24 protein-coding genes are annotated in these 20,590 nt (G+C 39.3%); 6 read left to right on the forward strand and 18 right to left on the reverse strand.

The window, feature by feature from the left end:
• Together FBD94_RS18690 and polA are read right to left on the reverse strand one after the other, a co-directional pair.
• Positions 1-211, reverse strand: a 211-nt coding sequence (locus FBD94_RS18690) for a DUF4372 domain-containing protein (RefSeq protein WP_131612943.1), incomplete at its 3' end; no start/stop codon positions are given.
• A gap of 111 nt (positions 212-322) precedes the next feature.
• Entirely contained in the window at positions 323-3,136 is a 2,814-nt protein-coding gene (polA, locus tag FBD94_RS18695) for a DNA polymerase I (protein WP_136881348.1), read from the reverse strand.
• An 87-nt stretch (positions 3,137-3,223) separates the two neighbouring features.
• On the opposite strand from polA, the gene FBD94_RS18700 reads away from it, so the two are divergent.
• A complete protein-coding gene (locus FBD94_RS18700; protein ID WP_136881349.1) occupies positions 3,224-3,913 on the forward strand; it encodes a hypothetical protein in 690 nt (229 codons plus the stop codon).
• A gap of 1 nt (position 3,914) precedes the next feature.
• On the opposite strand, the gene FBD94_RS18705 is transcribed toward FBD94_RS18700, so the two are convergent.
• From FBD94_RS18705 to trmB, 3 genes are read right to left on the reverse strand one after another with little or no spacing between them, the layout of a single operon-like run.
• The gene (locus FBD94_RS18705) at positions 3,915-4,478 is read right to left on the reverse strand and encodes a DNA-3-methyladenine glycosylase I (protein ID WP_136881350.1); all 564 of its coding nucleotides are present in this window, start codon (positions 4,476-4,478) and stop codon (positions 3,915-3,917) included.
• Position 4,479: 1 nt separating this feature from the next.
• Positions 4,480-4,806, reverse strand: a complete 327-nt coding sequence (locus FBD94_RS18710; protein ID WP_131607868.1) for an MGMT family protein — start codon at positions 4,804-4,806, stop codon at positions 4,480-4,482.
• A gap of 14 nt (positions 4,807-4,820) precedes the next feature.
• Positions 4,821-5,471 carry a tRNA (guanosine(46)-N7)-methyltransferase TrmB gene (trmB, locus tag FBD94_RS18715; protein ID WP_131607867.1) on the reverse strand — a complete coding sequence of 217 codons (651 nt, stop codon included), beginning with the start codon at positions 5,469-5,471 and terminating at the stop codon, positions 4,821-4,823.
• A gap of 113 nt (positions 5,472-5,584) precedes the next feature.
• On the opposite strand from trmB, the gene fcl reads away from it, so the two are divergent.
• From fcl to FBD94_RS18730, 3 genes are all read left to right on the forward strand, one after another.
• Positions 5,585-6,526, forward strand: a complete 942-nt coding sequence (gene fcl, locus FBD94_RS18720; protein ID WP_225874671.1) for a GDP-L-fucose synthase — start codon at positions 5,585-5,587, stop codon at positions 6,524-6,526.
• A 39-nt stretch (positions 6,527-6,565) separates the two neighbouring features.
• A complete protein-coding gene (locus FBD94_RS18725; protein WP_131607865.1) occupies positions 6,566-7,498 on the forward strand; it encodes a hydrogen peroxide-inducible genes activator in 933 nt (310 codons plus the stop codon).
• Positions 7,499-7,606: 108 nt separating this feature from the next.
• On the forward strand, positions 7,607-8,347 hold the full coding sequence (locus tag FBD94_RS18730) for a hypothetical protein (RefSeq protein WP_136881351.1): 741 nt from the start codon (positions 7,607-7,609) through the stop codon (positions 8,345-8,347).
• Positions 8,348-8,417: 70 nt separating this feature from the next.
• Here the strand turns inward: FBD94_RS18730 and FBD94_RS18735 are convergent, their stop codons facing one another.
• The 3 genes from FBD94_RS18735 to FBD94_RS18745 form a co-directional block, all read right to left on the reverse strand.
• Positions 8,418-9,023 carry a superoxide dismutase gene (locus FBD94_RS18735; protein ID WP_136881352.1) on the reverse strand — a complete coding sequence of 202 codons (606 nt, stop codon included), beginning with the start codon at positions 9,021-9,023 and terminating at the stop codon, positions 8,418-8,420.
• A 117-nt stretch (positions 9,024-9,140) separates the two neighbouring features.
• A complete protein-coding gene (locus tag FBD94_RS18740; RefSeq protein WP_131607862.1) occupies positions 9,141-9,614 on the reverse strand; it encodes a nucleoside deaminase in 474 nt (157 codons plus the stop codon).
• Between the two features lie 15 nt (positions 9,615-9,629).
• A complete protein-coding gene (locus FBD94_RS18745) occupies positions 9,630-9,965 on the reverse strand; it encodes a tRNA-binding protein (RefSeq protein WP_136881353.1) in 336 nt (111 codons plus the stop codon).
• Between the two features lie 84 nt (positions 9,966-10,049).
• Here FBD94_RS18745 and FBD94_RS18750 point away from each other — a divergent pair, with 84 nt between their 5' ends.
• Entirely contained in the window at positions 10,050-11,234 is a 1,185-nt protein-coding gene (locus FBD94_RS18750) for a class I SAM-dependent rRNA methyltransferase (protein ID WP_136881477.1), read from the forward strand.
• A 54-nt stretch (positions 11,235-11,288) separates the two neighbouring features.
• On the opposite strand, the gene FBD94_RS18755 is transcribed toward FBD94_RS18750, so the two are convergent.
• From FBD94_RS18755 to FBD94_RS18785, 7 genes are all read right to left on the reverse strand, one after another.
• On the reverse strand, positions 11,289-11,528 hold the full coding sequence (locus tag FBD94_RS18755; protein WP_131612177.1) for a DUF6814 family protein: 240 nt from the start codon (positions 11,526-11,528) through the stop codon (positions 11,289-11,291).
• Between the two features lie 12 nt (positions 11,529-11,540).
• A complete protein-coding gene (locus tag FBD94_RS18760) occupies positions 11,541-13,085 on the reverse strand; it encodes an MFS transporter (protein ID WP_131612179.1) in 1,545 nt (514 codons plus the stop codon).
• A gap of 179 nt (positions 13,086-13,264) precedes the next feature.
• A complete protein-coding gene (locus FBD94_RS18765; protein ID WP_131612181.1) occupies positions 13,265-14,314 on the reverse strand; it encodes a nucleoid-associated protein in 1,050 nt (349 codons plus the stop codon).
• 9 nt (positions 14,315-14,323) lie between these two features.
• Positions 14,324-15,115 (reverse strand): TerC family protein, encoded by a 792-nt coding sequence (locus FBD94_RS18770; protein WP_131612183.1) that lies wholly within the window; start codon positions 15,113-15,115, stop codon positions 14,324-14,326.
• 79 nt (positions 15,116-15,194) lie between these two features.
• Positions 15,195-16,406 carry a hypothetical protein gene (locus FBD94_RS18775; RefSeq protein ID WP_136881354.1) on the reverse strand — a complete coding sequence of 404 codons (1,212 nt, stop codon included), beginning with the start codon at positions 16,404-16,406 and terminating at the stop codon, positions 15,195-15,197.
• The gene (locus FBD94_RS18780) at positions 16,403-16,927 is read right to left on the reverse strand and encodes a hypothetical protein (protein ID WP_136881355.1); all 525 of its coding nucleotides are present in this window, start codon (positions 16,925-16,927) and stop codon (positions 16,403-16,405) included. The genes FBD94_RS18775 and FBD94_RS18780 overlap by 4 nt, the downstream gene beginning before the upstream one ends.
• The gene (locus tag FBD94_RS18785) at positions 16,914-17,474 is read right to left on the reverse strand and encodes an RNA polymerase sigma factor (protein WP_131612190.1); all 561 of its coding nucleotides are present in this window, start codon (positions 17,472-17,474) and stop codon (positions 16,914-16,916) included. The genes FBD94_RS18780 and FBD94_RS18785 overlap by 14 nt, the downstream gene beginning before the upstream one ends.
• 147 nt (positions 17,475-17,621) lie before the next feature.
• Between FBD94_RS18785 and aspS the strand changes: the two genes are divergently transcribed.
• Positions 17,622-19,367: an aspartate--tRNA ligase gene (gene aspS, locus FBD94_RS18790; protein WP_131612192.1), complete on the forward strand. Its 1,746-nt coding sequence runs from the start codon at positions 17,622-17,624 to the stop codon at positions 19,365-19,367.
• An 80-nt stretch (positions 19,368-19,447) separates the two neighbouring features.
• Here the strand turns inward: aspS and FBD94_RS18795 are convergent, their stop codons facing one another.
• Genes FBD94_RS18795 through FBD94_RS18805 form a run of 3 tightly spaced genes read right to left on the reverse strand, consistent with a single transcriptional unit; the run spans position 19,448 to position 20,551 of the window.
• On the reverse strand, positions 19,448-19,900 hold the full coding sequence (locus FBD94_RS18795) for a hypothetical protein (RefSeq protein ID WP_131612194.1): 453 nt from the start codon (positions 19,898-19,900) through the stop codon (positions 19,448-19,450).
• A complete protein-coding gene (locus FBD94_RS18800; protein ID WP_131612196.1) occupies positions 19,875-20,258 on the reverse strand; it encodes a phage holin family protein in 384 nt (127 codons plus the stop codon). The genes FBD94_RS18795 and FBD94_RS18800 overlap by 26 nt, the downstream gene beginning before the upstream one ends.
• Positions 20,259-20,281: 23 nt before the next feature.
• Entirely contained in the window at positions 20,282-20,551 is a 270-nt protein-coding gene (locus tag FBD94_RS18805; protein ID WP_090783244.1) for a YtxH domain-containing protein, read from the reverse strand.
• Between the last annotated feature and the right edge of the window lie 39 nt (positions 20,552-20,590).

Raw genomic sequence — 20,590 nt, forward strand, 5'->3', positions numbered from 1 at the left:
AGGCCTTCATTCCACTTACAACTTCACGGCTACTTGTGCATTTGTTCAATGCGCAGTATAGCATCGTTATTAAATGGGTATAAGTGTCAAAATGCTTATAGTAGTGATCGTGTTTACCGGCACGGGCAATGGATTTAATCTTGCCCCGATCCAGCAAATTTAACAGTTGATTTAGTATGGGCTGTCCGGTAAAAAATATACTTTTGCTCATGTTGATGTTTTTAAGTGTGGTAACTCAAATATATCAACAATGGGCTAGCTTAACAGCTAGCCCAAAATTTTATCCGGACAACAGTGAAATAAATTCAGGATGACGACCGTATTAATGCGCCGCTAACCAGTTCACTCCTTCACCAATCTCAACTTCAATTGGCACGGTAGTTTTAATTGCAGTTTTCATTCGATGTGAAATGATATTCTTCATAGCTTCGACTTCTGTCTTCAACACATCAAACACCAACTCATCATGTACCTGCATGGTCATTTTAGACTGTAAGCCTTGCTCCTGAATATCTTTATGGATATTTATCATCGCTACCTTGATCATATCCGCAGCAGAGCCTTGAATCGGCGCATTTATGGCATTTCGTTCTGCAAAACCACGAACCGTCTGATTCGCCGAATTGATATCACGTAAATACCTTCTTCTGCCTAGAATTGTCTCTACATACCCATTTTCACGGGCAGAGTTCATGGTATCCGACATGAACCTTTTGATACCCGGATATTGCGTAAAATATTGATCTATAATTGCCGCAGCCTCTTTTCTTGGTATCCCCAGGTTCTGTGACAATCCAAAGGCAGACTGCCCATATATGATTCCAAAGTTTACTGCCTTAGCGTTACGACGCTGTGTTGAGTCTACTACTTCGATAGCAATACCATACACTTTAGCTGCGGTTGCCGTGTGAATGTCTATTCCTTTGTTAAAGGCCTCCAACATATTCTCTTCTTTACTAATCTCTGCAATAATGCGAAGCTCTATTTGCGAATAATCCGCTGAAAGTAGGATATGATTCTCATCTCTGGCAATAAATGCCTTCCGCACTTCCCTACCGCGTTCTGTACGGATTGGAATGTTTTGCAGGTTAGGATTATTTGAACTTAGCCTTCCTGTTGCGGCAACGGCCTGATTGAAACTAGTGTGTACACGACCAGTTCTAGGATTTACCAACAATGGCAAAGCATCAACATAAGTTGATTTTAACTTTTGTAACTGACGGAAATCTAAAATATCCTGAACGATGTCGCTTTTATGTGCTAGTGCCAACAATACATCCTCTCCTGTTTGGTATTGACCAGTTTTGGTCTTTTTAGCTTTAGGATCAAGCTGTAGTTTATCAAAAAGCACTTCACCCAATTGTTTTGGTGAGGCCAGATTAAACTTAATGCCACATTTATCGTACACATTCTGTTCAAACTTCCTAATATCCAATTCCAGCTCTTTAGAGTAATTGATCAGCGTATCCATATCAATCCTCACCCCTTCTATTTCCATATCAGCAAGTACGTAAACCAACGGATTTTCTACTTCTGTTGCTAATTTTTCAGCGTTTAGCTCTTTTAGCATTGGCATAAAAACATTAGCCAACTGTAAGGTTACATCAGCATCCTCGACAGCATAATCTACCACTTGCTCTACCGGAACATCACGCATATTGCCCTGTCCTTTGCCCTTGGCACCAATTAAGGTAGTGATAGAGATTGGCGAATAGTTTAAATAATTCTCCGACAACACATCCATATTGTGTCTGGTATCTGGATCTATTAGATAATGTGCCAACATGGTGTCAAATAACTCTCCCTTAATGGAAACGCCATGCCATTTCAGCATCAACATATCATACTTAATGTTCTGCCCTATTTTAACGATATTCTCGTTTTCAAACACAGGTTTAAACTCATCTACAATCCGTTGCGTTTCTTCTTTATCTGCAGGCACAGGCACATAATAACCTTCGCCAGGTTTAATGCTAAAAGACATCCCCACTAAGTCAGACAGATTAGCATCTGTTCCAGTGGTCTCCGTATCAAAAGAGATCCTTTCCTGCTGCTGCAAAAGCTCAATTAACGATTTGCGCGACTCGGCTGTATCTACCAATTTATAATCATGTTCGGTATCTGCTATGGTTTTAAGGGGCACCATTTCTAGTGAAGGTGGTGGCGGCGGGCTAACAACCACCTGAACACTCCTTACCGGTTCACCTACCGCATTACCGAAAAGGTCTGTTTGCTGAGAAACTACTACGGTGCCTCCTCTATTAAAGTCATCACCAAATACTCTTTTCCCTATGGTTCTAAATTCTAATTCCGCAAATAAAGGTTCCAACAATTCCCTGCTAGGCGTCTCTACCTCTAATGCTGTTTCGTCAAATTCAACCGGAACATTTAATAGAATTGTCGCCAGTTTTTTAGACAATAGGCCCTGCTCTGCATAGGTTTCTACATTTTCGCGTTGCTTACCCTTTAATTCGTGTGAATGTGCAATGATATTTTCTACCGAACCGTATTGTTTGATTAATGATTTTGCAGTCTTTTCTCCGATGCCAGGGATGCCAGGGATATTATCAACCGCATCTCCCCAGAGACCCAAAATATCGATAACTTGTTCTACGTTTTCAATTTCCCATTTCTCCAACACTTCCTTTACACCCAGTATCTCCATATCATTGCCCATACGTGCGGGCTTATAAATGAAGATATTTTCTGACACCAGTTGGGCAAAATCCTTATCTGGGGTCATACAAAATACTTGAAAACCTTTTTGCTCTGCCTCTTTAGCCAAAGTACCGATGATATCATCAGCCTCATAGCCATCCTTTGTAATTACAGGGATCTTAAACCCTTCTATTAACTTAAAAACATAAGGTAATGCCGCCGAAAGATCCTCAGGCATCGACTGGCGGTGTGCTTTATAAGCCTCAAAATCAGTATGCCTTTCTGTAGGTGCCGCCGTATCAAAAACTACGGCGATATGAGTTGGGTTTTCCTTTTTAAGTATCTCCATTAAGGTATTGGCAAAACCCATTACTGCCGAAGTATTGACTCCTGCTGAAGTAAATCTGGGGTTTTTACTCAATGCAAAATGTGCCCTGTAAATCAGCGCCATACCGTCAAGAAGAAAAAGTCGTTTCATATTTTTTATTTAAAATTACTCGGATAAAGGTAACAATACTCCCTTGGACCACAACAAAAACAGAATAATTTCCGTTATTTGATTATTATGAAAGGGATAAAAGTATACGCCTTGCTGTTGATGCTTTCTATAACTGTAACTGCGGTAAAAGCACAGGATATAATCGTTATTTCGGAAGGAAACTTTGTTAGGGGAACCATACAAGGCACAGACTTCTCTACTGTTATGCTTAAAAATGATGATGGAAACATTTCTCCATATAAGGCTAAGGACATCAAAGAGTTTTTATGGAATGGGGAAACCTATGTAAGCAAGCCTATTGTTATCAAGAAACGCATGGAACTTCGTTTTTTCAAGGTTGTAGAACGAGGAGCTGTGAACCTATATAGTATTGGAGGAAATGGTGCCGCTGAGCAACCTCAGGAAAAAAGACGCCGTATACAACCTAGCGTAGGTATTGGTGGTGGCACCGGTGGTTTTGGCGGATTCGGTGGCGGTGTAGGCATTACCATTGGCGGCGGTAGAAACAGAGATGATGACCAACCTCGAGCAGTTGCCCCTACTGCCTATTTTATTGAGCGCTTTGGCACAGGCCCCATGGTAGAACTTCCTGTTAATGGTGGAAATTCTGAAGGTAAAAACCAACAAATTAAAAATGTGTTATTGCAAAAGCTGATCAATGACGAAGATCTTGCCGAGCGTATAAAGGCCACAGAAACCTTTGACGCCAAACTGATCAAGGCTTATGTGGCGGCTTACAACGAAATGCACAAATAAATTATCTGCTGATACAGGTTTCTATATGGTCATTCACCATCCCTGTTGCCTGCATATGCGCATAGCAAATCGTGGTGCCAAAAAACTTGAAGCCCCGCTTTTTCATGTCTTTACTAATGGCATCGGATATTTCCGTTCTGGCAGGAACATCCTTTAAGGTAACCACTTTATTCATGATCGGTCGCTTACCGGGTATAAATCCCCATATATAATCAGAAAACGAGCCAAATTCTTTCTGTATTGCTATAAATAGCTTGGCATTGGTGATGGCAGCCTTTACTTTTAGCTTATTTCTAATGATCCCAGGGTCATTCATCAAGCGTTCTTCATCGGTCTCGGTAAATGCAGCAACCTTATGCACATCAAAATTGGCAAAAGCCTTTTTGTACCCTTCTCTTCTTTTCAAAATAGTGATCCAGCTTAAACCTGCTTGAGCGCCCTCTAGAATTAAGAATTCGAACATAGTTTGATCATCATAAACAGGTTTACCCCATTCCTCATCATGATATTTAACATACATAGGATCGGTTCCACACCATCCACATCTTTCTACTTGTTTTTCCATACTATAATTCTTGTAACGGATCCCAGAAATGCTTTTTAAAGTTCTGTATTTTATCGCCTTTTACCATAACCCCTTCCTTCTCCAACAGTTCCTGCATTAGATCTGGTGTTTCAAAGTGGAACTTCCCAGTCAACAGCCCGGAGCTATTTACAACTCTATGCGCTGGAATAGGGGGATGTGCAAGTGAGGCATTGCTCATGGCATAACCCACCATACGTGCAGAACCACCTGCGCCCAAGCTTTTGGCGATAGCACCATAAGAGGTTACTCTCCCCTTAGGGATTAGTCTTACCAACTCAAAAACCTGGTCGTAAAATGATTGTTCCATTTCTTGTTTTGCGGTTACTCCAAAGAGAATTGTATATAATTAATGCTTTTATCGTGCTTTAAATAGATGCGTTCGTAATGTGTTTTAATAGAAAGTACCTCATCATAAAACTCTGATTTATACAGTTGATCCGTTTTTTTATGACATTTTAAACCAAGCTCTTCTACCTTTTCTACTGTATAAAGGTACAAGCCATCGTTATCCGTTTTTAAATTTATTTTACCACCCGGTTTCAAGAAGGTTTTGTATTTATCTAAAAATCCTGGAAAGGTTAAGCGTTTCTTTTCACGGCTATCTTGAGGTTGTGGGTCTGGGAAAGTGATCCAAATCTCATCGATCTCATTTTCACCGAAAAACTCCATGATATCTTCAATCTGGATTCTTAAAAAAGCCAGGTTAGCAATTCCTTCATCCATCCCTGTGCGCGCACCTCGCCAGATTCTATTGCCTTTTAAATCAACTCCAATAAAGTTTTTTTCCGGAAAGAACTTTGCCATACTAACGGCATATTCGCCTTTACCGCATGCCAACTCAAGCACTACTGGATGATCATTTTTAAAATGTTGCGATGCCCATTTACCCTTTAATTCTTTTCCAGCATCCAACTGATAAACATTTGGGAAGGTGTCTATTTCCGCAAACTTTCTTAATTTATCTTTACCCACTATTTTGATTTTTATACAAACTTAGGCAAATAGTTATTTTATCCCTCCCGTAAACCTTAATTTATTTCAGGATTTTACATATTCATGGTGGCTTTTCGTACTTTTGTGACCTCATTATAAGATACGTGGAAAAAAACGCAAAAATATACGTTGCAGGACACCGGGGAATGGTTGGCTCTGCGATTTACCGTAAATTACAAAAAGAAGGCTACAGCAACCTAATCACCAGAACATCAGCAGAGCTTGATTTGCGCAATCAGCAATCAGTTACTGATTTCTTTGCTACTGAACAGCCTGAGTATGTATTTTTGGCGGCAGCGAAAGTTGGCGGCATCATTGCCAACAATACTTACCGTGCCGATTTTCTTTACGAAAACCTATGTATCCAAAATAATGTAATCCATCAGGCTTATACTAACGGGGTTAAAAAACTAATGTTCCTGGGCTCAAGCTGTATCTACCCAAAACTAGCGCCTCAGCCACTAAAGGAAGAATACTTGCTTACTGGCCTACTTGAAGAAACCAATGAGCCTTACGCCATTGCTAAAATTGCCGGGATTAAAATGGCCGATGCATATCGTGCCCAATACAATTGCAATTTCATTTCTGTAATGCCAACCAACTTGTATGGCTACAATGACAATTACCATCCTCAAAATTCTCATGTGTTGCCTGCGCTGATTCGCAAGTTTCATGAAGCAAAAGTGAATCAACATGCCGAAGTTAACATCTGGGGATCTGGCACGCCTATGCGAGAATTCTTATTCGCTGATGATCTGGCAGATGCATGTTATTTCTTAATGCAAAATTATAACGAAGCTGGATTTTTAAATATAGGTACTGGGGAAGACCTAACCATAAAGGATCTGGCTATATTGATTAAAGATATTATAGGATTTGAAGGTGAGCTAACTTTTGACAGCAGCAAACCTGACGGCACACCACGTAAGTTAATGGATGTATCCAAGCTACATGCCTTAGGATGGAAACACAAAGTAGCTCTGGAAGAGGGCATTAAGCTAGCTTATCAGGATTTCCTGGAGAAGCATAGCTAAAATTGATATCTTTGCTAAAGAAAAATAAACTTTAGCTATATGACCTTAGTTCAACTGGAATATATTGTTGCGGTAGACACTTACAGAAGTTTTGTAGGCGCTGCCGAGAAATGCTTTGTGACCCAACCTACGCTGAGTATGCAGGTTCAAAAGCTCGAAGAAATGCTAAATGTCAAGATCTTCGACCGCAGTAAACAACCAGTTGTTCCAACAGAAATCGGCTCTCAGATTATTGAACAAGCAAGACTAGTCTTGCAAGAAAGCCAAAAAATTAAGGAGATCATCAACAACCAACAACAAGAGGTTAGTGGCGAACTCAAAGTTGGCATTATCCCTACTGTTGCGCCTTACCTTTTACCCCGGGTAATTTCGGCAATGATGGCGAAATACCCCGACTTGAAATTATTGATCTGGGAGTATACCACTGAAGACATCATACACCATTTAAAAACTGGTGTGCTGGACTGCGGAATTCTCGCTACACCGCTTGGTGACAACAATATAGCCGAATTACCGCTGTACTATGAAAACTTTGTCACCTACATCAGCAAAAACAGTAAGCTGTATAAAAAGAAGACTATTGACTCGGAAGACCTGGAAGATGAAAACATCTGGCTGCTTAATGAGGGGCATTGTATGCGATCTCAGGTATTAAATATCTGTCGTTCGACCAGTCAAAATAGACTTCAGGGACTAACTTACAACACCGGTAGTGTAGAAACGCTGATCAGGATGGTAGACATGAATAATGGTGCGACCTTGCTGCCTGAGCTGGCCTTAGAGGAACTAAACAGTAGGCAACTGAGCAAGGTGAGGCATTTTAAATCACCGGAGCCTGTAAGGGAAATCAGCCTTGCAACGCACAAGAATTTCATTAAGAAAAGAATGTTAAATGCGTTAAAGGATGAGATTCTGGCGGTTATCCCAAAAACGATGAAGCAGAAAAAGAAAAAGGATATAGTAGGCATATAATAGTCCACAAAACAGCTCGACACAAAATACCGGCGGAGTTTTACACGTTATTAATAACTGGTATAAATTCTATAGCTTAGCCTAAATTTCTTAACTCAAATTAGCGCTATGAAAAAGCATGTAAATTACTGGATAGTTTTACTACTATTATTGACATTTTCTGTAAGTAAGGCTCAGGAGAACTATCAGCCTGGTTATGCAATCCTTAACGACGGAACCCGTGTAAGCGGCTCAATCCTCATATACGATGATGCCCCTTGGTTCAATCAACGTTTTATTTTTCTAAAAGACTCTGTGGCGATTATCGGCAACCCTGACGTAAAGCCAAAAAAGTATAAAGTGGATGACATGAAATTTTACCAGGCAGGATCGCGTGCCTTTGAAAAAATCCATTTTGTAGATGCAGAGAATCTTCAGCTAAAAAGTCTTGGTTCAAATGATCATATGATGGAGCGTTTATCTGCAGGCCGGATCAATTCTTATCGTTTTTATTCTTATCCTGAAGAAGTGGAGGTATATATGATGACCACCCCTGCCGACATTGCTGAAAAAAGAAGGCTTAAGACAAACGAGCTTATAAGAGGATTTAAGATCCTTGCGATTAAAGACAATACAGGCAAACCAAAAAATGCGTTCGACGCCGATCTTCAAAAGTATTTTGAAGATACCCCTGAAGTATTGCAGAAATATAAAAATGGCACCTATGGGAACGAGCCCATTATGGTAAAAAAAGGCCTTGCTGCCAGGATGGTTGCCATGGCAATGAAAACGGCTTTTAAGCCTAAAGAAGCTGAAGCCATTATTGTTGCATTTAATGACTATAATGAGAAAAACATAAGCAAAAAATAACAAGAGGCCCGGATGCAAAAACATCCGGGCCTCTTTATATGATTGATCCTGCTATAAAACAGGAAGAAAATTAAGCTTTTTTGAAACGTTCAGCTACAGCATCCCAGTTCACTACATTCCAGAAAGCAGCAATGTAATCAGGACGTCTGTTTTGATAATGCAGGTAGTAAGCATGTTCCCAAACATCCATTCCTAAAATTGGAGTACCTTTTACTTCAGCGATATCCATTAAAGGATTATCCTGATTAGGAGTAGATGAAACTACTAATTTTTTATCAGCACCTACGCTTAACCAAGCCCATCCTGAACCAAAACGAGTTGCACCAGCTTCAGCAAATTTAGTCTTAAAATCAGCGAATGAACCAAATGCAGCATTAATTGCATCAGCTAAATCACCTTTAGGCTCTCCACCTTTATTTGGACCTATAACTTCCCAAAACAAAGAGTGGTTATAATGACCTCCACCGTTGTTTCTTACTGCAGCAGGAAACTTAGAGATGTTTTTAACAATTTCTTCGATACTTTGAGTCGCTTCTGGCTTGCCTTCTAAAGCTTTATTTAGGTTAGTAACGTAAGCTTGGTGGTGTTTACCATGGTGGATTTCCATAGTTAATTTATCGATATGCGGTTCTAATGCATCTGTTGCGTATGGTAACGCAGGTAATTCAAAAGCCATACTATTATGATTTAAGTTTAAATAATTATTTAATTTTTGCCAACGACTCAATAATTGCCGTCTTCAACAGCAAATATAACAATCGAGGGTTAAGTTTTGTTCAATACTTTGTCAAGTTTAGCCTCTTTTATTTTCGAAAAACTTTTTCATCAAGGCGCCACATTCTTGTGCTAAAACACCACTTCTCAAGACTGTTTTTGGGTGTAACAAACTCGCGTCTTTGGTTGTAAAACCTCTTTTAGGTTCTGAGGCACCATATACCACTTTACCAATCTGCGTCCAGTAACTTGCACCAGCACACATCACACAAGGCTCAATCGTAACGTATAAAGTACAATCCTTTAGATATTTACCCCCAAGGGTTTGCGATGCTGCCGTAAACGCCTGCATTTCCGCATGCGCAGTTACATCATTCAACTGCTCAGTTAAATTATGTCCACGGCCCACTATGCGGCCTTTACAGACCACAATTGCCCCTATTGGGATCTCTTCAGCCTCGTAAGCTTTTTGTGCTTCCTGTAAGGCCATACGCATAAAATGCTCATCTTCCGCGGCAGGATTATCTTCTTCTGAAAAATTATAAAAGCTCATGCCCCAAAGATAGTATTATATCATTTTACTCCCATTAGGAACTTTCCTATTTAAGGTGGTTAATACAATATTCCCGCTTTCATCCGCAAATCCTGTAACCAGGAACTCCGACATAAATTTACCAATCTGTTTTTTGGGAAAATTAACCACCCCAACAATCTGTTGACCAACTAACTCTTCTTTCGTATACAGCGCTGTAATCTGGGCAGAGCTCATTTTGATACCCAATTCTCCAAAATCTACTTTTACTTTATAGGCAGGTTTTCTAGCTTCCGGATAATCCAAGACCTCTAAAATTGTCCCTGCACACAATTCGACTTTCTCGAAGTCATTCCAGGTTATTTCTTCCATGCCGTGAATTTACAATTTATTCAATGATATGATCCTTGTGAATTAATCAACTAGCCACATTGTTTTTTTTATCTTTGCCCCATGATGATCGATGTAATACTTAAAAAAGGCAAAGAAAAAGCTGCTGTGCTGCGCCATCCCTGGATTTTCTCCGGTGCGATTGACAAAATTAAAGGAATGCCTGAAAATGGTGAGGTGGTCATCGTAAGATCGGCAGAAAAAGAATTTCTTGCTTATGCTTATTACAACGATCAATCAAGGGTAGCCCTCCGCTTATTAGAATGGGATGAAAGCATCACCATAGACAAAAGTTGGTATCAACGAAAAATAAAAGCGGCTATTGACGCTCGCGCCCATGTATTAAGTGCAGACACTAACACCTGCAGATTGGTATTTAGCGAAGCTGATTTTTTACCCGGCCTTATCATTGATAAGTATGGTGATTTCCTATCCCTGCAGGTATCGAGTGCAGGAATTGAGACCATACAAGAAGATATCGTTGATATATTAAGACAAGAGTTAAACCCTAAAGGGATATTTGATAAAAGCGACGCTGGTGCCCGTAAACATGAAAATCTGGAGCCTGCACAAGGACTAATTTGGGGAGAAGCACCTCCTGAATTTATTGAAGTAAAAGAAAATGGCGTCCTATACCACATCAACATTGCTGATGGGCAAAAATCAGGATTCTATTGCGACCAACGTGACAATAGGCAAATCCTTGCAGCTTACACGAAGGACAAAACCGTGCTGGATTGCTTTTGCTATAGTGGCGGTTTTACTTTAAATAGCTTAAAATACGGCGCTGCACATGTAACCAGTGTAGATAGCTCTGCATTAGCTATTGAAACCTTAAAACATAACCTTGAGCTTAATGGCTTTAGCGAGGATAAACAAAGCAGCATCCAGTCAGATGTAAACAAACAACTCCGTGTTTTTAAGGAGGAAGGCAAAACTTTCGATGTACTGGTATTAGATCCCCCTAAATATGCACCTTCCAGATCGGCTTTAGATCGCGCTGCAAGGGCTTACAAAGACTTAAACAGATTGGGCATGCTCCTGCTAAAAAAAGGCGGCATATTGGCTACTTATTCTTGTTCAGGAGCTGTAGATCTGGAAACTTTTAAACAGATTATCGCTTGGGCCGCGTTAGATGCAGGCCGGGAAGTTCAGATCATTAAGCAATTTAGCCAACCTGAAGATCACCCGGTAAGAATTTCCTTCTCCGAAGGAGAATACCTAAAAGGACTATTACTGAGAGTACTTTAAAATAAAAAAAGAGGGTGTTATCACCCTCTTTTTTTTTATAATTATAAAGCCCCGTTATTCTTCCGGCAATTTATCATACTCTCCTTTCAGCGCATAATAGCCAAATATGACTAGACCGGCACTGATTGGGATAAAAATGAAGAGGATAATCCCCCATTGCAATGCTGTATTTGTTCTATGCACACCTTCTTCGGCTAAGCCTACTTTCTCTATGGCTTGCATAAACATAAATATGATAGACGCAGGACCCAATATGATCCAAACTACTCCTAATGCTTTTTTTATTGCGTTCATGATCTAAATGTTTTAATGGTTTTCTGATTCGCCCTCGTTGTGATCTGGCTTTTTATTAGATAAATACACTGTTCCTATAACTAAGCTCAAAGCCGCTATCCCTATTGGATACCATAAGCCCGACAAAGGCGTAGCTCCCTGGAAACTGACAATAAGTGTAGCAATAAACGGCACCAAGCCTCCAAAAACACCATTACCAACGTGATAAGGTAAAGACATGGATGTGTATCTGATCTTGGTAGGAAACAGCTCGACCAAAAAGGCAGCTATTGGCCCATAAACCATCGTAACCAGTAATATCTGGAAGAAAATCAACAACACAAACTTCCAGAAAATAGGCGTTGATAGTTTTTTATCTTTATAAGCATCCGGTAATTCTACGGCAGGCTTACTTACATCCGCGAACTTAGTATGCGATTGTATCTTGTTAAATGAAGTTCCATCCAATAAGGTGACCATCGAACTGGTGGTAATCAAACTGTCTGTTGTTCCCACAACGGCAGTCCGGGTAACTACAGGGTTAGAAACCTCTTTGATATCCTTTTGCTCAATCTTTGAAACATCGGTATCATCCAGAAAGATCTGATAGATCGGTCTATAAAATATTACACCTAAGAGCATTCCTGCTAGCATAATCCACTTGCGACCTACTTTATCACTCCAGGATCCAAAGATCACAAAGAAAGGAGTCGCAAAGGCAATACCCCACAAAAGAATGTATCTCGAATCATTAAAATCAACATGACAGGTGTTTTCTATAAATGATTGTGCATAAAACTGTCCTGTATACCAAATCACTCCTTGTCCCATTGTAGCGCCAAACAGGGCAAGCAGTACCATTTTAAAATTCGTTTTGTTATTAAAACTCTCTTTTAATGGGTTTTTAGATACTTTACCTTCTGATTTTAACTTGGTAAACATTGGCGACTCATGCATCTTCATCCTGATATAGATAGAAACACCAACCAATAGGATAGACAATAGGAATGGTATTCTCCAGCCCCACTCAGCAAAACTTTCTGCACCCACCAGGTTTTTGGTCACCACAATGATTCCCAGAGAAAGAAATAATCCTCCCGTAGCGGTAGTTTGAATCCAACTGGTAAAAAAACCCCTCTTGTTTGCTGGCGCATGTTCAGCAACATAAGTTGCCGCTCCGCCATATTCGCCACCCAGGGCTAAGCCTTGTATCAGGCGTAATATTAACACCAATATAGGTGCTGCATAACCAATGCTTGAATAGGAAGGAATCAATCCGATGAGAAAGGTCGAACCGCCCATCAACACAAGGGTTAATAAGAAGGTATATTTTCTGCCAATCAAATCGCCAAGGCGACCGAATACCAATGCTCCAAAAGGGCGCACGATAAAACCGGCTGCAAAAATGGCTAATGTGTTAATTAAGGCAGAAGCCCCGGCATCTGCGGGGAACAATTGTGATCCAATAATGGTGGCTAAACTTCCGAAAATGTAGAAATCATACCATTCAATCAGCGTCCCCAGGGAGGAGGCGCCTATAACTTTAAAAATACTGCTTTGTTGTGGTTCTTGGCTCATATTTGGTTTAAACGTTTGACTTAAAAAATAAATCTACCATTTATTTCTAACTATGAGCAAAGCATATCCGTAAAAATGTTAGAATAATTCAAACATTTTTTACAGTATCGAAAAATTAAGCAGGATTTATTTAAAAATTAGCATTATAATGCTTAATCTGAAACAAATCCAGTACTCCCTTATTCTTCATCTTTAAAGAAAACCTTATAATAATTCATGGATTTATCGTCATCAAAACCTTTTTCGATTAGTTCTTTGTCACCATGAATATAAATATGGAAGTTCTTATCCAGCTTTAATACGCTTTTATAAGCGCGGGCCTGTTTTTTCACCGCAGCACCCGAAATATCAAAACTGTCCGGAATAGGCTGATCAAACTCCTCTTCAAAATTCTTCTTATAGGTTTTAAAGGATTCTATGCCCTCCGCATTGCCAATCACTTCATTAGAAAATTCCTCGATGTCAAAGCTTTCCTTTTCTTTGAAGTATTTCATCGATTTGTTAAGCAGATCTATTTTATCAGCCTTTGAAATATCAAATTCCTGGTCTAGCTTCTCGGTTACAAAGTTTTTATATACCCCTAAAACACCTGCGGTTTGATTATAACTATCATTTCTGATTTTAAGCTTCAAAAACTCATCCTTCCAGTATACCGCTTCTGCACTTCTTTGGTCAATTACAGCAACTTTAAATCCTTCTTCTTTATCCGTATTAAAAATCAAACAACCTTTGTCCAGTTTATTGATATTTATTGCTTCCTGCTCATAACTTAAACCGAAGCCATCTTGCTCAGGAAAAACTTTTAAATAGCTTTCTTTCGTTTCAGATTTAAAGATTCCGATCGCATCGTGAAGCTCTCCTTCTATTTGTACATTCTCAAAATAGGCCACATAAAGCTCCCCAGATTTAATTTTTGGGTGCCCTGACACGTCGTAAAGGTACTTAGCCAGCTGTTTACTATTCTCATGAAACGTTTCGCCATTTGCAAATATCTCTGTAGCGAAATGATAGGTTTCATTCAGGTTTAAATCACCGTTGGGATGAATAAAACGGTATACCTCATTTACCTTTTCATAAGGGCTTAAAAAGTACTGCTGTAGTAAATTGCTCAGTGTAATGTCTCTGATCGCAATTGATTTTTCAGACAATACGTAAAACTCATCTTCGGATTTATTTCCGATACGGTGTATAGATAATTCGGCCAGTGAGGCCTCAAAAAAAGAAATCATGCAGAAAAATTAGGCTTTATTTTCGTTTTCATTTGGGACATTACGAAGCGCAACTGGCTTCTTCGCATTTTTCTTCATCTTCAAATTCAGCATTTCTACTAAAATAGAGAAGGCCATCGCAAAGTAAATGTATCCTTTTGGTATGTGCTGGTCAAATCCTTCGGCCAATAATGAAACTCCAATTAGCAACAGGAAGGATAAAGCCAACATTTTTACCGTAGGGTGGTTATTCACAAAATTGCTAATGGCACTTGCGGATATCATCATAATAATTACAGCGATAACCACCGCAGCGATCATAATTTCTACGTGCTCTGCCATACCTACAGCAGTAATTACAGAATCTAAAGAGAAAACAATATCTAACAGTAAGATCTGGATAATCACACCAGAAAAAGAATATACTTTTCCCTTGATTTCCTTTTCTTCTTCACTCTCCAACTTATCGTGGATCTCGTGCGTACTTTTATAGATTAAGAACAATCCGCCGATAATCAGGATTAGATCGCGACCAGATATAGCCAATTTACCAAGCCATTCTGAATCGGTAATGTTAATCAGCGAACCAAGATTAAACAATGGTGCAGTTAAGCTCATTACCCATGTTAGGGACAAAAGCAATAAAACGCGAGTAATCATTGCTAAAGCCAAACCAACCTGACGTCCTTTTTTTTGCTGGTGTGCAGGTAGTTTACCGGACAAAATAGAGATAAAGATAATGTTATCTATCCCCAAAACGATCTCAAGAACGGTTAGGGTTAAAAGTGAGATCCAGGCCTCTGGGCTGCTTAAAAGTTCCATATGGTAATTTTATAGCCGCTAAGATATAAAAAAGCTTGTTGATAAATCAAAAAGCCATTGAGTTGTGCGTGCTAATTTTTCAATTGACAACGGCGGATCCGTAGCTGGAAACGAGATTTACTTTCGCATTGCCACCGACGCCTATCTTACCCTTATATCGTTTATTCTGTTTATCGCCTTCAACTCTCACTGAAATTCCCGCCCCGTAATTAAGCGATGAATTGCTGGTAGACGCATCTAAACTACCGTTATAATTACTGTTAAATTTAATGTTGGTTTTTACATAAGCACAGTCAACAATTAAGGACTGACAATCGACACTTACATCATCAATATTTAAACTATTGTATTGGATACTCAGCTTAGCATCGCCATTTAAACGCCCTAGCTTTACATTGCTGTATTGTGCATTTAAATTTACCCCATTGGCTACACCTATGTTGAGGTCGCTGTATTGATGCGAAATTTTAGCATAATTCTTAATTGTCCCGATTCGAACATTGGCATAGGCAGCGTCCAGCGTCAATTGGCCAACTGCGCCAATAACTAGCCCCGCGCCATATTCTAGTGAAATATTGGCTTTTTCTAGGATCGTATTGATCTTTACAGCCGCATAAGACGAATTAAGAGACAATGTCCCAACGCTTCCTATCGTTAAACCATTTCCATATTCCTGCGAGATTTTCGCTTTGTTGATACTTTTAATCGTCGTGCTCCCATAACTGATGGAAAGATCATTATTACTATTTTTCAGATCTCCTGCCGAGAAATTTCCGTATTGTACTCCTGCAACAACTGAACCTGTAAAATCACCTATACTTACATTTCCGTATTGATGTAATAGCTTCAAATTATTTGTCTCAGGCATATAGACCATAAATTCTACCCTGATTTTCTTTCCATTTAGCCGTTTACTCCCAGAGAGTTTTGTATCTAAAATTACTACGCCCTCATTTTTAATGGCATTTACAGTAACAAACTCTGATAATCTCCGAGCATCCAATTCAGGACTCCCATACACAATCACATCAAGCCGAACCTCATTCTTATTCCATGTTCTAACGTTTAATGTGCCATACTGGTTATCTAAAATAACTTTATCAGAGGCATTTACAGCAAAGGTCTTACTGATTTTACTTACCCCAGGATCCTGCTCATCAATTTCGCATCCTACTGGCGAACCAGTCCTAGTGTATGGAGCCTCTTTTGTCTCAGCAGCATAAATACACTGACTTCCAATAGATCCAACGAGACAAATGATAATGCTAATTATTCCCCTTAACCCTTTCATATTTGATTTTCCCTTCTATAATTATCAACCTGACTAATCACGGATAATTGCTGGCTGACAATCTGTAATTGCGTTTCCAGATTTTGGGCCATCGCCTTAACTACCAATCTTCGATCTGGACTATGCCGCAATTCATTTTTTAACCGTTCATAATCCTTATCCAATCCATTAAGATCTTCGTTAAATTTTTTATACAAATCAGGATTGTCTTTTGCATAAATCAGCAAGCTGTCCTTTTTTTCCTCAATCAAGCTGGCAAACTTCATTTCCTCTTTTTTGTATCCTGAATTTATCGCCGAAAGTTCAGATCGGTCATTTCTAACATAAAACTTGAATAAACATACTCCCCCTACAACCAATAGGACAGATGCAGCTATGCTTAACCAAAACGGAAACTTTCTGTTGCTATTTATTTTTTGCTGATTCAACCCAGCGTCGATTCTTCCCCAAAGTTTATCTGATGGTATTTCAACATCGAAATCTGCCTTATTTTTTCTTATGTAATCCTCAATATTTTTCATCTTTTACCCCTCCCTTTATCAAAAAATCATTCAATTTTAGTTTAGCCCGCATAAATTGTGAGCGTGATGTTCCTTCAGAAATCTTTAATACGTGAGCAATCTCACTATGGTCGTACCCCTCAAGCAGGTACAAACTCAACACTACCCGATATCTGTCAGGAAGCCCCATAATAGCTTGCCTGATTTCTTCTGCCTTTAGCTCCAAACTATATAAATCCGGTTCCTCCTCCTCCGCAACCTCCACATCATCAATATTTACAAAATCCACTTTCCTTTTTCTCAGCTGATTGATGGATTTATTGATTACAATTTGCTTTAACCATAAACCAAATGTTGTTTCACCTCTAAAGCTGTCAATCCTTGTAAAAACATCTAAAAAAGCTTCCTGCAAAATATCCTCAGCTTCTTCGTCAAAATTCACAATCCTATACGCCACATTGTACATAGCCTTAGCATACAATTTGTAAATTTCAAATTGTGCCTTACGGTCTCCCTTCCTGCATTGATCTACAAGAGCGATGTGCTTATCTATGTATGCGATTTCCAATATTTTGCTATTCGTTATATATGACAATGCAAATTCAGAAACGTTGCATCTTTATTTAAAAATTCTTGAATATAACAAGTAAAATCATTCCGGTTTGAAATATGTGGTTCAAAATGAATATTTTTGCCGCTTAATACTTTAATAATAATGTTAAGAACAACTACTTGCGGCGCTTTAACCATTAAGAACCTGGGCGAAAATGTAACCCTGTGTGGCTGGGTTCAGAAATCAAGAGATTTAGGAGGAATGACTTTCATAGACATTCGCGACAGATACGGCATTACTCAATTGGTTTTCAATATGGATGACAATCGTGATTTGTGCGAAGCTGCCCGTAATTTGGGCCGTGAATTTGTAATCAAAGCAATCGGACAAGTAGTAGAGCGTTCTAACAAAAATCTTAAAATGCCAACAGGTGAAGTGGAAATAAAAATCACTGCACTCGAGGTATTAAACGCGGCAAAGTTGCCTCCGTTCATGATTGATGATGAAACTGACGGTGGTGATGATTTACGTATGAAATACCGTTATTTAGACTTGCGTAGAAACCCTGTCCGTAATAACATGATTTTACGTCATAAAATGGCACAGGCTGTTCGTCGTTATTTAGATGGCTTAGATTTTATTGAAGTAGAAACCCCTGTCTTGATCAAATCTACACCAGAAGGCGCAAGAGATTTTGTTGTACCAAGCAGAATGAATGCGGGTGAGTTTTACGCTTTACCTCAATCGCCTCAAACCTTTAAGCAATTGCTAATGGTTTCTGGGTTCGACAGGTATTTCCAAATTGTAAAATGTTTCAGAGATGAAGATTTACGTGCGGATAGACAACCAGAATTTACGCAGATTGACTGCGAAATGTCGTTTATTGAGCAAGAAGATATATTAAATACTTTTGAAGGGTTGATCCGTACTTTATTCAAAGACCTGAAAGACTTTGATTTGCCAGAAGTTCCAAGAATGCAATATGCTGACGCCATGCGTTTGTATGGTTCTGACAAACCTGATACTCGTTTCGAGATGCAGTTTGTAGAGCTAACTGAGCTGGTTAAAGGGAAAGATTTCCCTGTATTTGACAATGCAGAGCTGGTAATTGGGATCAATGCTACTGGTTGTGCGAGCTATACACGCAAGCAGGTTGACGAACTAACTGACTTCATTAAACGTCCGCAAATTGGTGCTACAGGTCTAATTTATATGCGACACAATGAAGACGGCTCATTAAAATCTTCTGTAGACAAATTTTACAGCGAAGATGAGCTTAAAAAGTGGTCGGCAGCCCTAAACACCCAACCTGGCGACTTAGCGCTTCTAATGGCAGGAAATACAGATAAAGTACGCAAGCAGTTGAGCGAGCTACGTCTGGAGATGGGTACTCGTTTAGGTTTACGTGATAAAAATAAATTCAGTGCCCTTTGGGTGCTTGATTTCCCGCTATTAGAGTGGGATGAGGAATCAGAGCGTTTCCATGCTATGCACCATCCTTTTACTTCACCAAAACCGGAAGATATCGCCTTATTAGATACCGATCCGAAAAATGTGAGAGCCAATGCTTACGATATGGTGGTAAACGGTACTGAAATCGGTGGTGGCTCAATCCGGATCCATGACAGAACACTTCAAGCCTTAATGTTTAAACACTTAGGGTTCTCTCCAGAAGAAGCACAAAAACAATTTGGGTTCTTAATGGATGCTTTTGAGTTTGGTGCTCCGCCACATGGTGGTATTGCCTTTGGATTTGACAGGTTGTGCTCTATTTTCGCAGGTCTGGATAGTATCCGGGATGTAATTGCCTTCCCTAAAAACAACTCAGGAAGAGACGTAATGATTGATAGCCCTTCTACAATTGACGATAAGCAATTGAATGAATTAAAAATAAAATCAACAGTTTAGCATAAGATTAAGGTTAAAACCAAGAAAGCCAGACGAGATGTCTGGCTTTCTTGATTTATAACAATACCGGGAGTGCTTAACTAATAAGTCTCACTATCGGGTGGAATCCCGTAATCCACATATTGTGGCGTCTTTTCGTCTTTCTTTTTAGTCCCTGTGAACCAGGATTTAACGGAATTGAAAATGGCAGATAAATGCTCCGCATCCAATGTTTTCCCTACTTTGTTTGAAGCCAGGCCAACCAATGTTTTAGTTAAAAATCCAGAGCCCCTAAATAAAGTTGTATTCATTAAAAAAGGCAATACCATAGACATAATGCTGCTGCTGATGTTTAGCTTATCATCAATCTTAAGGAAAGCTGAGGGCGTAGCATATCGCTTAATCAATCCACCTAAAGTAAATTGGTTAAGGTATCCTTTGGTATCCTTAAGCAATAAATCACCTTTAAGCTCATGTTCGGCCTTTAAAGTAGAAACCATAACATGCAGGTCATCAAGGTTGTTGATATTATATTTTCTGATCTTCTTCTTCATCCTTGTCTGCCAGTTTATTAAAATAATTCCTGATGGTAAAGTTAATTATTGCCTTTTCGATATATTTCTCTTTAGTAAAATACACAATAAGCGCCAGTAGCAAATAGAGAGCAGCTACGCAGCCAAAACCACGGGCATAACTACCTAATACATCTGATAAAAAGAGGGCCAAAGTAAGCGTACCAAACAAAAAGGCTAAAATAAAGCAAATGATCACGGCAGCGTTCGTTACCAGATCGGCAAATATCTTCGCCACCTTTTCTACCAGATACAACCTGGTGTACTCTATCCGGGTATCTATATAATCTTTGGCATCGTCAAACAAGCCTTCAATACTCTTTTCTTTATTTTCCTGCATTATGATGTGGTTTTTGCAAGTTTTTAAGCGTGTTCCAAATCGTCATCAACAAATTCGTCCTCAGACTGACGTAGTTTGCTTTTAACAGAGCTAACGACCTTATCTTTCAAATTACTAAGGTTATTGATCTCATCTGCGGCCTTATCTTTAATAGAATCTCCAAGATCCTTTAACGATTGACTTAATCTATCTCGGGTTTCACTACCCTTCTCCGGAGCAAATAGCAAACCCAGTGCGGTGCCGGCAGCTAATCCAACCAACAATCCAACTAACACTTTTGAATTATCATTCATAACATTTAAATTTTAACGGTTAACGATATATTTATTCTC

The sequence above is a fragment of the Pedobacter hiemivivus genome (genome assembly GCF_005144565.1).
GTDB lineage: Bacteria > Bacteroidota > Bacteroidia > Sphingobacteriales > Sphingobacteriaceae > Pedobacter > Pedobacter hiemivivus.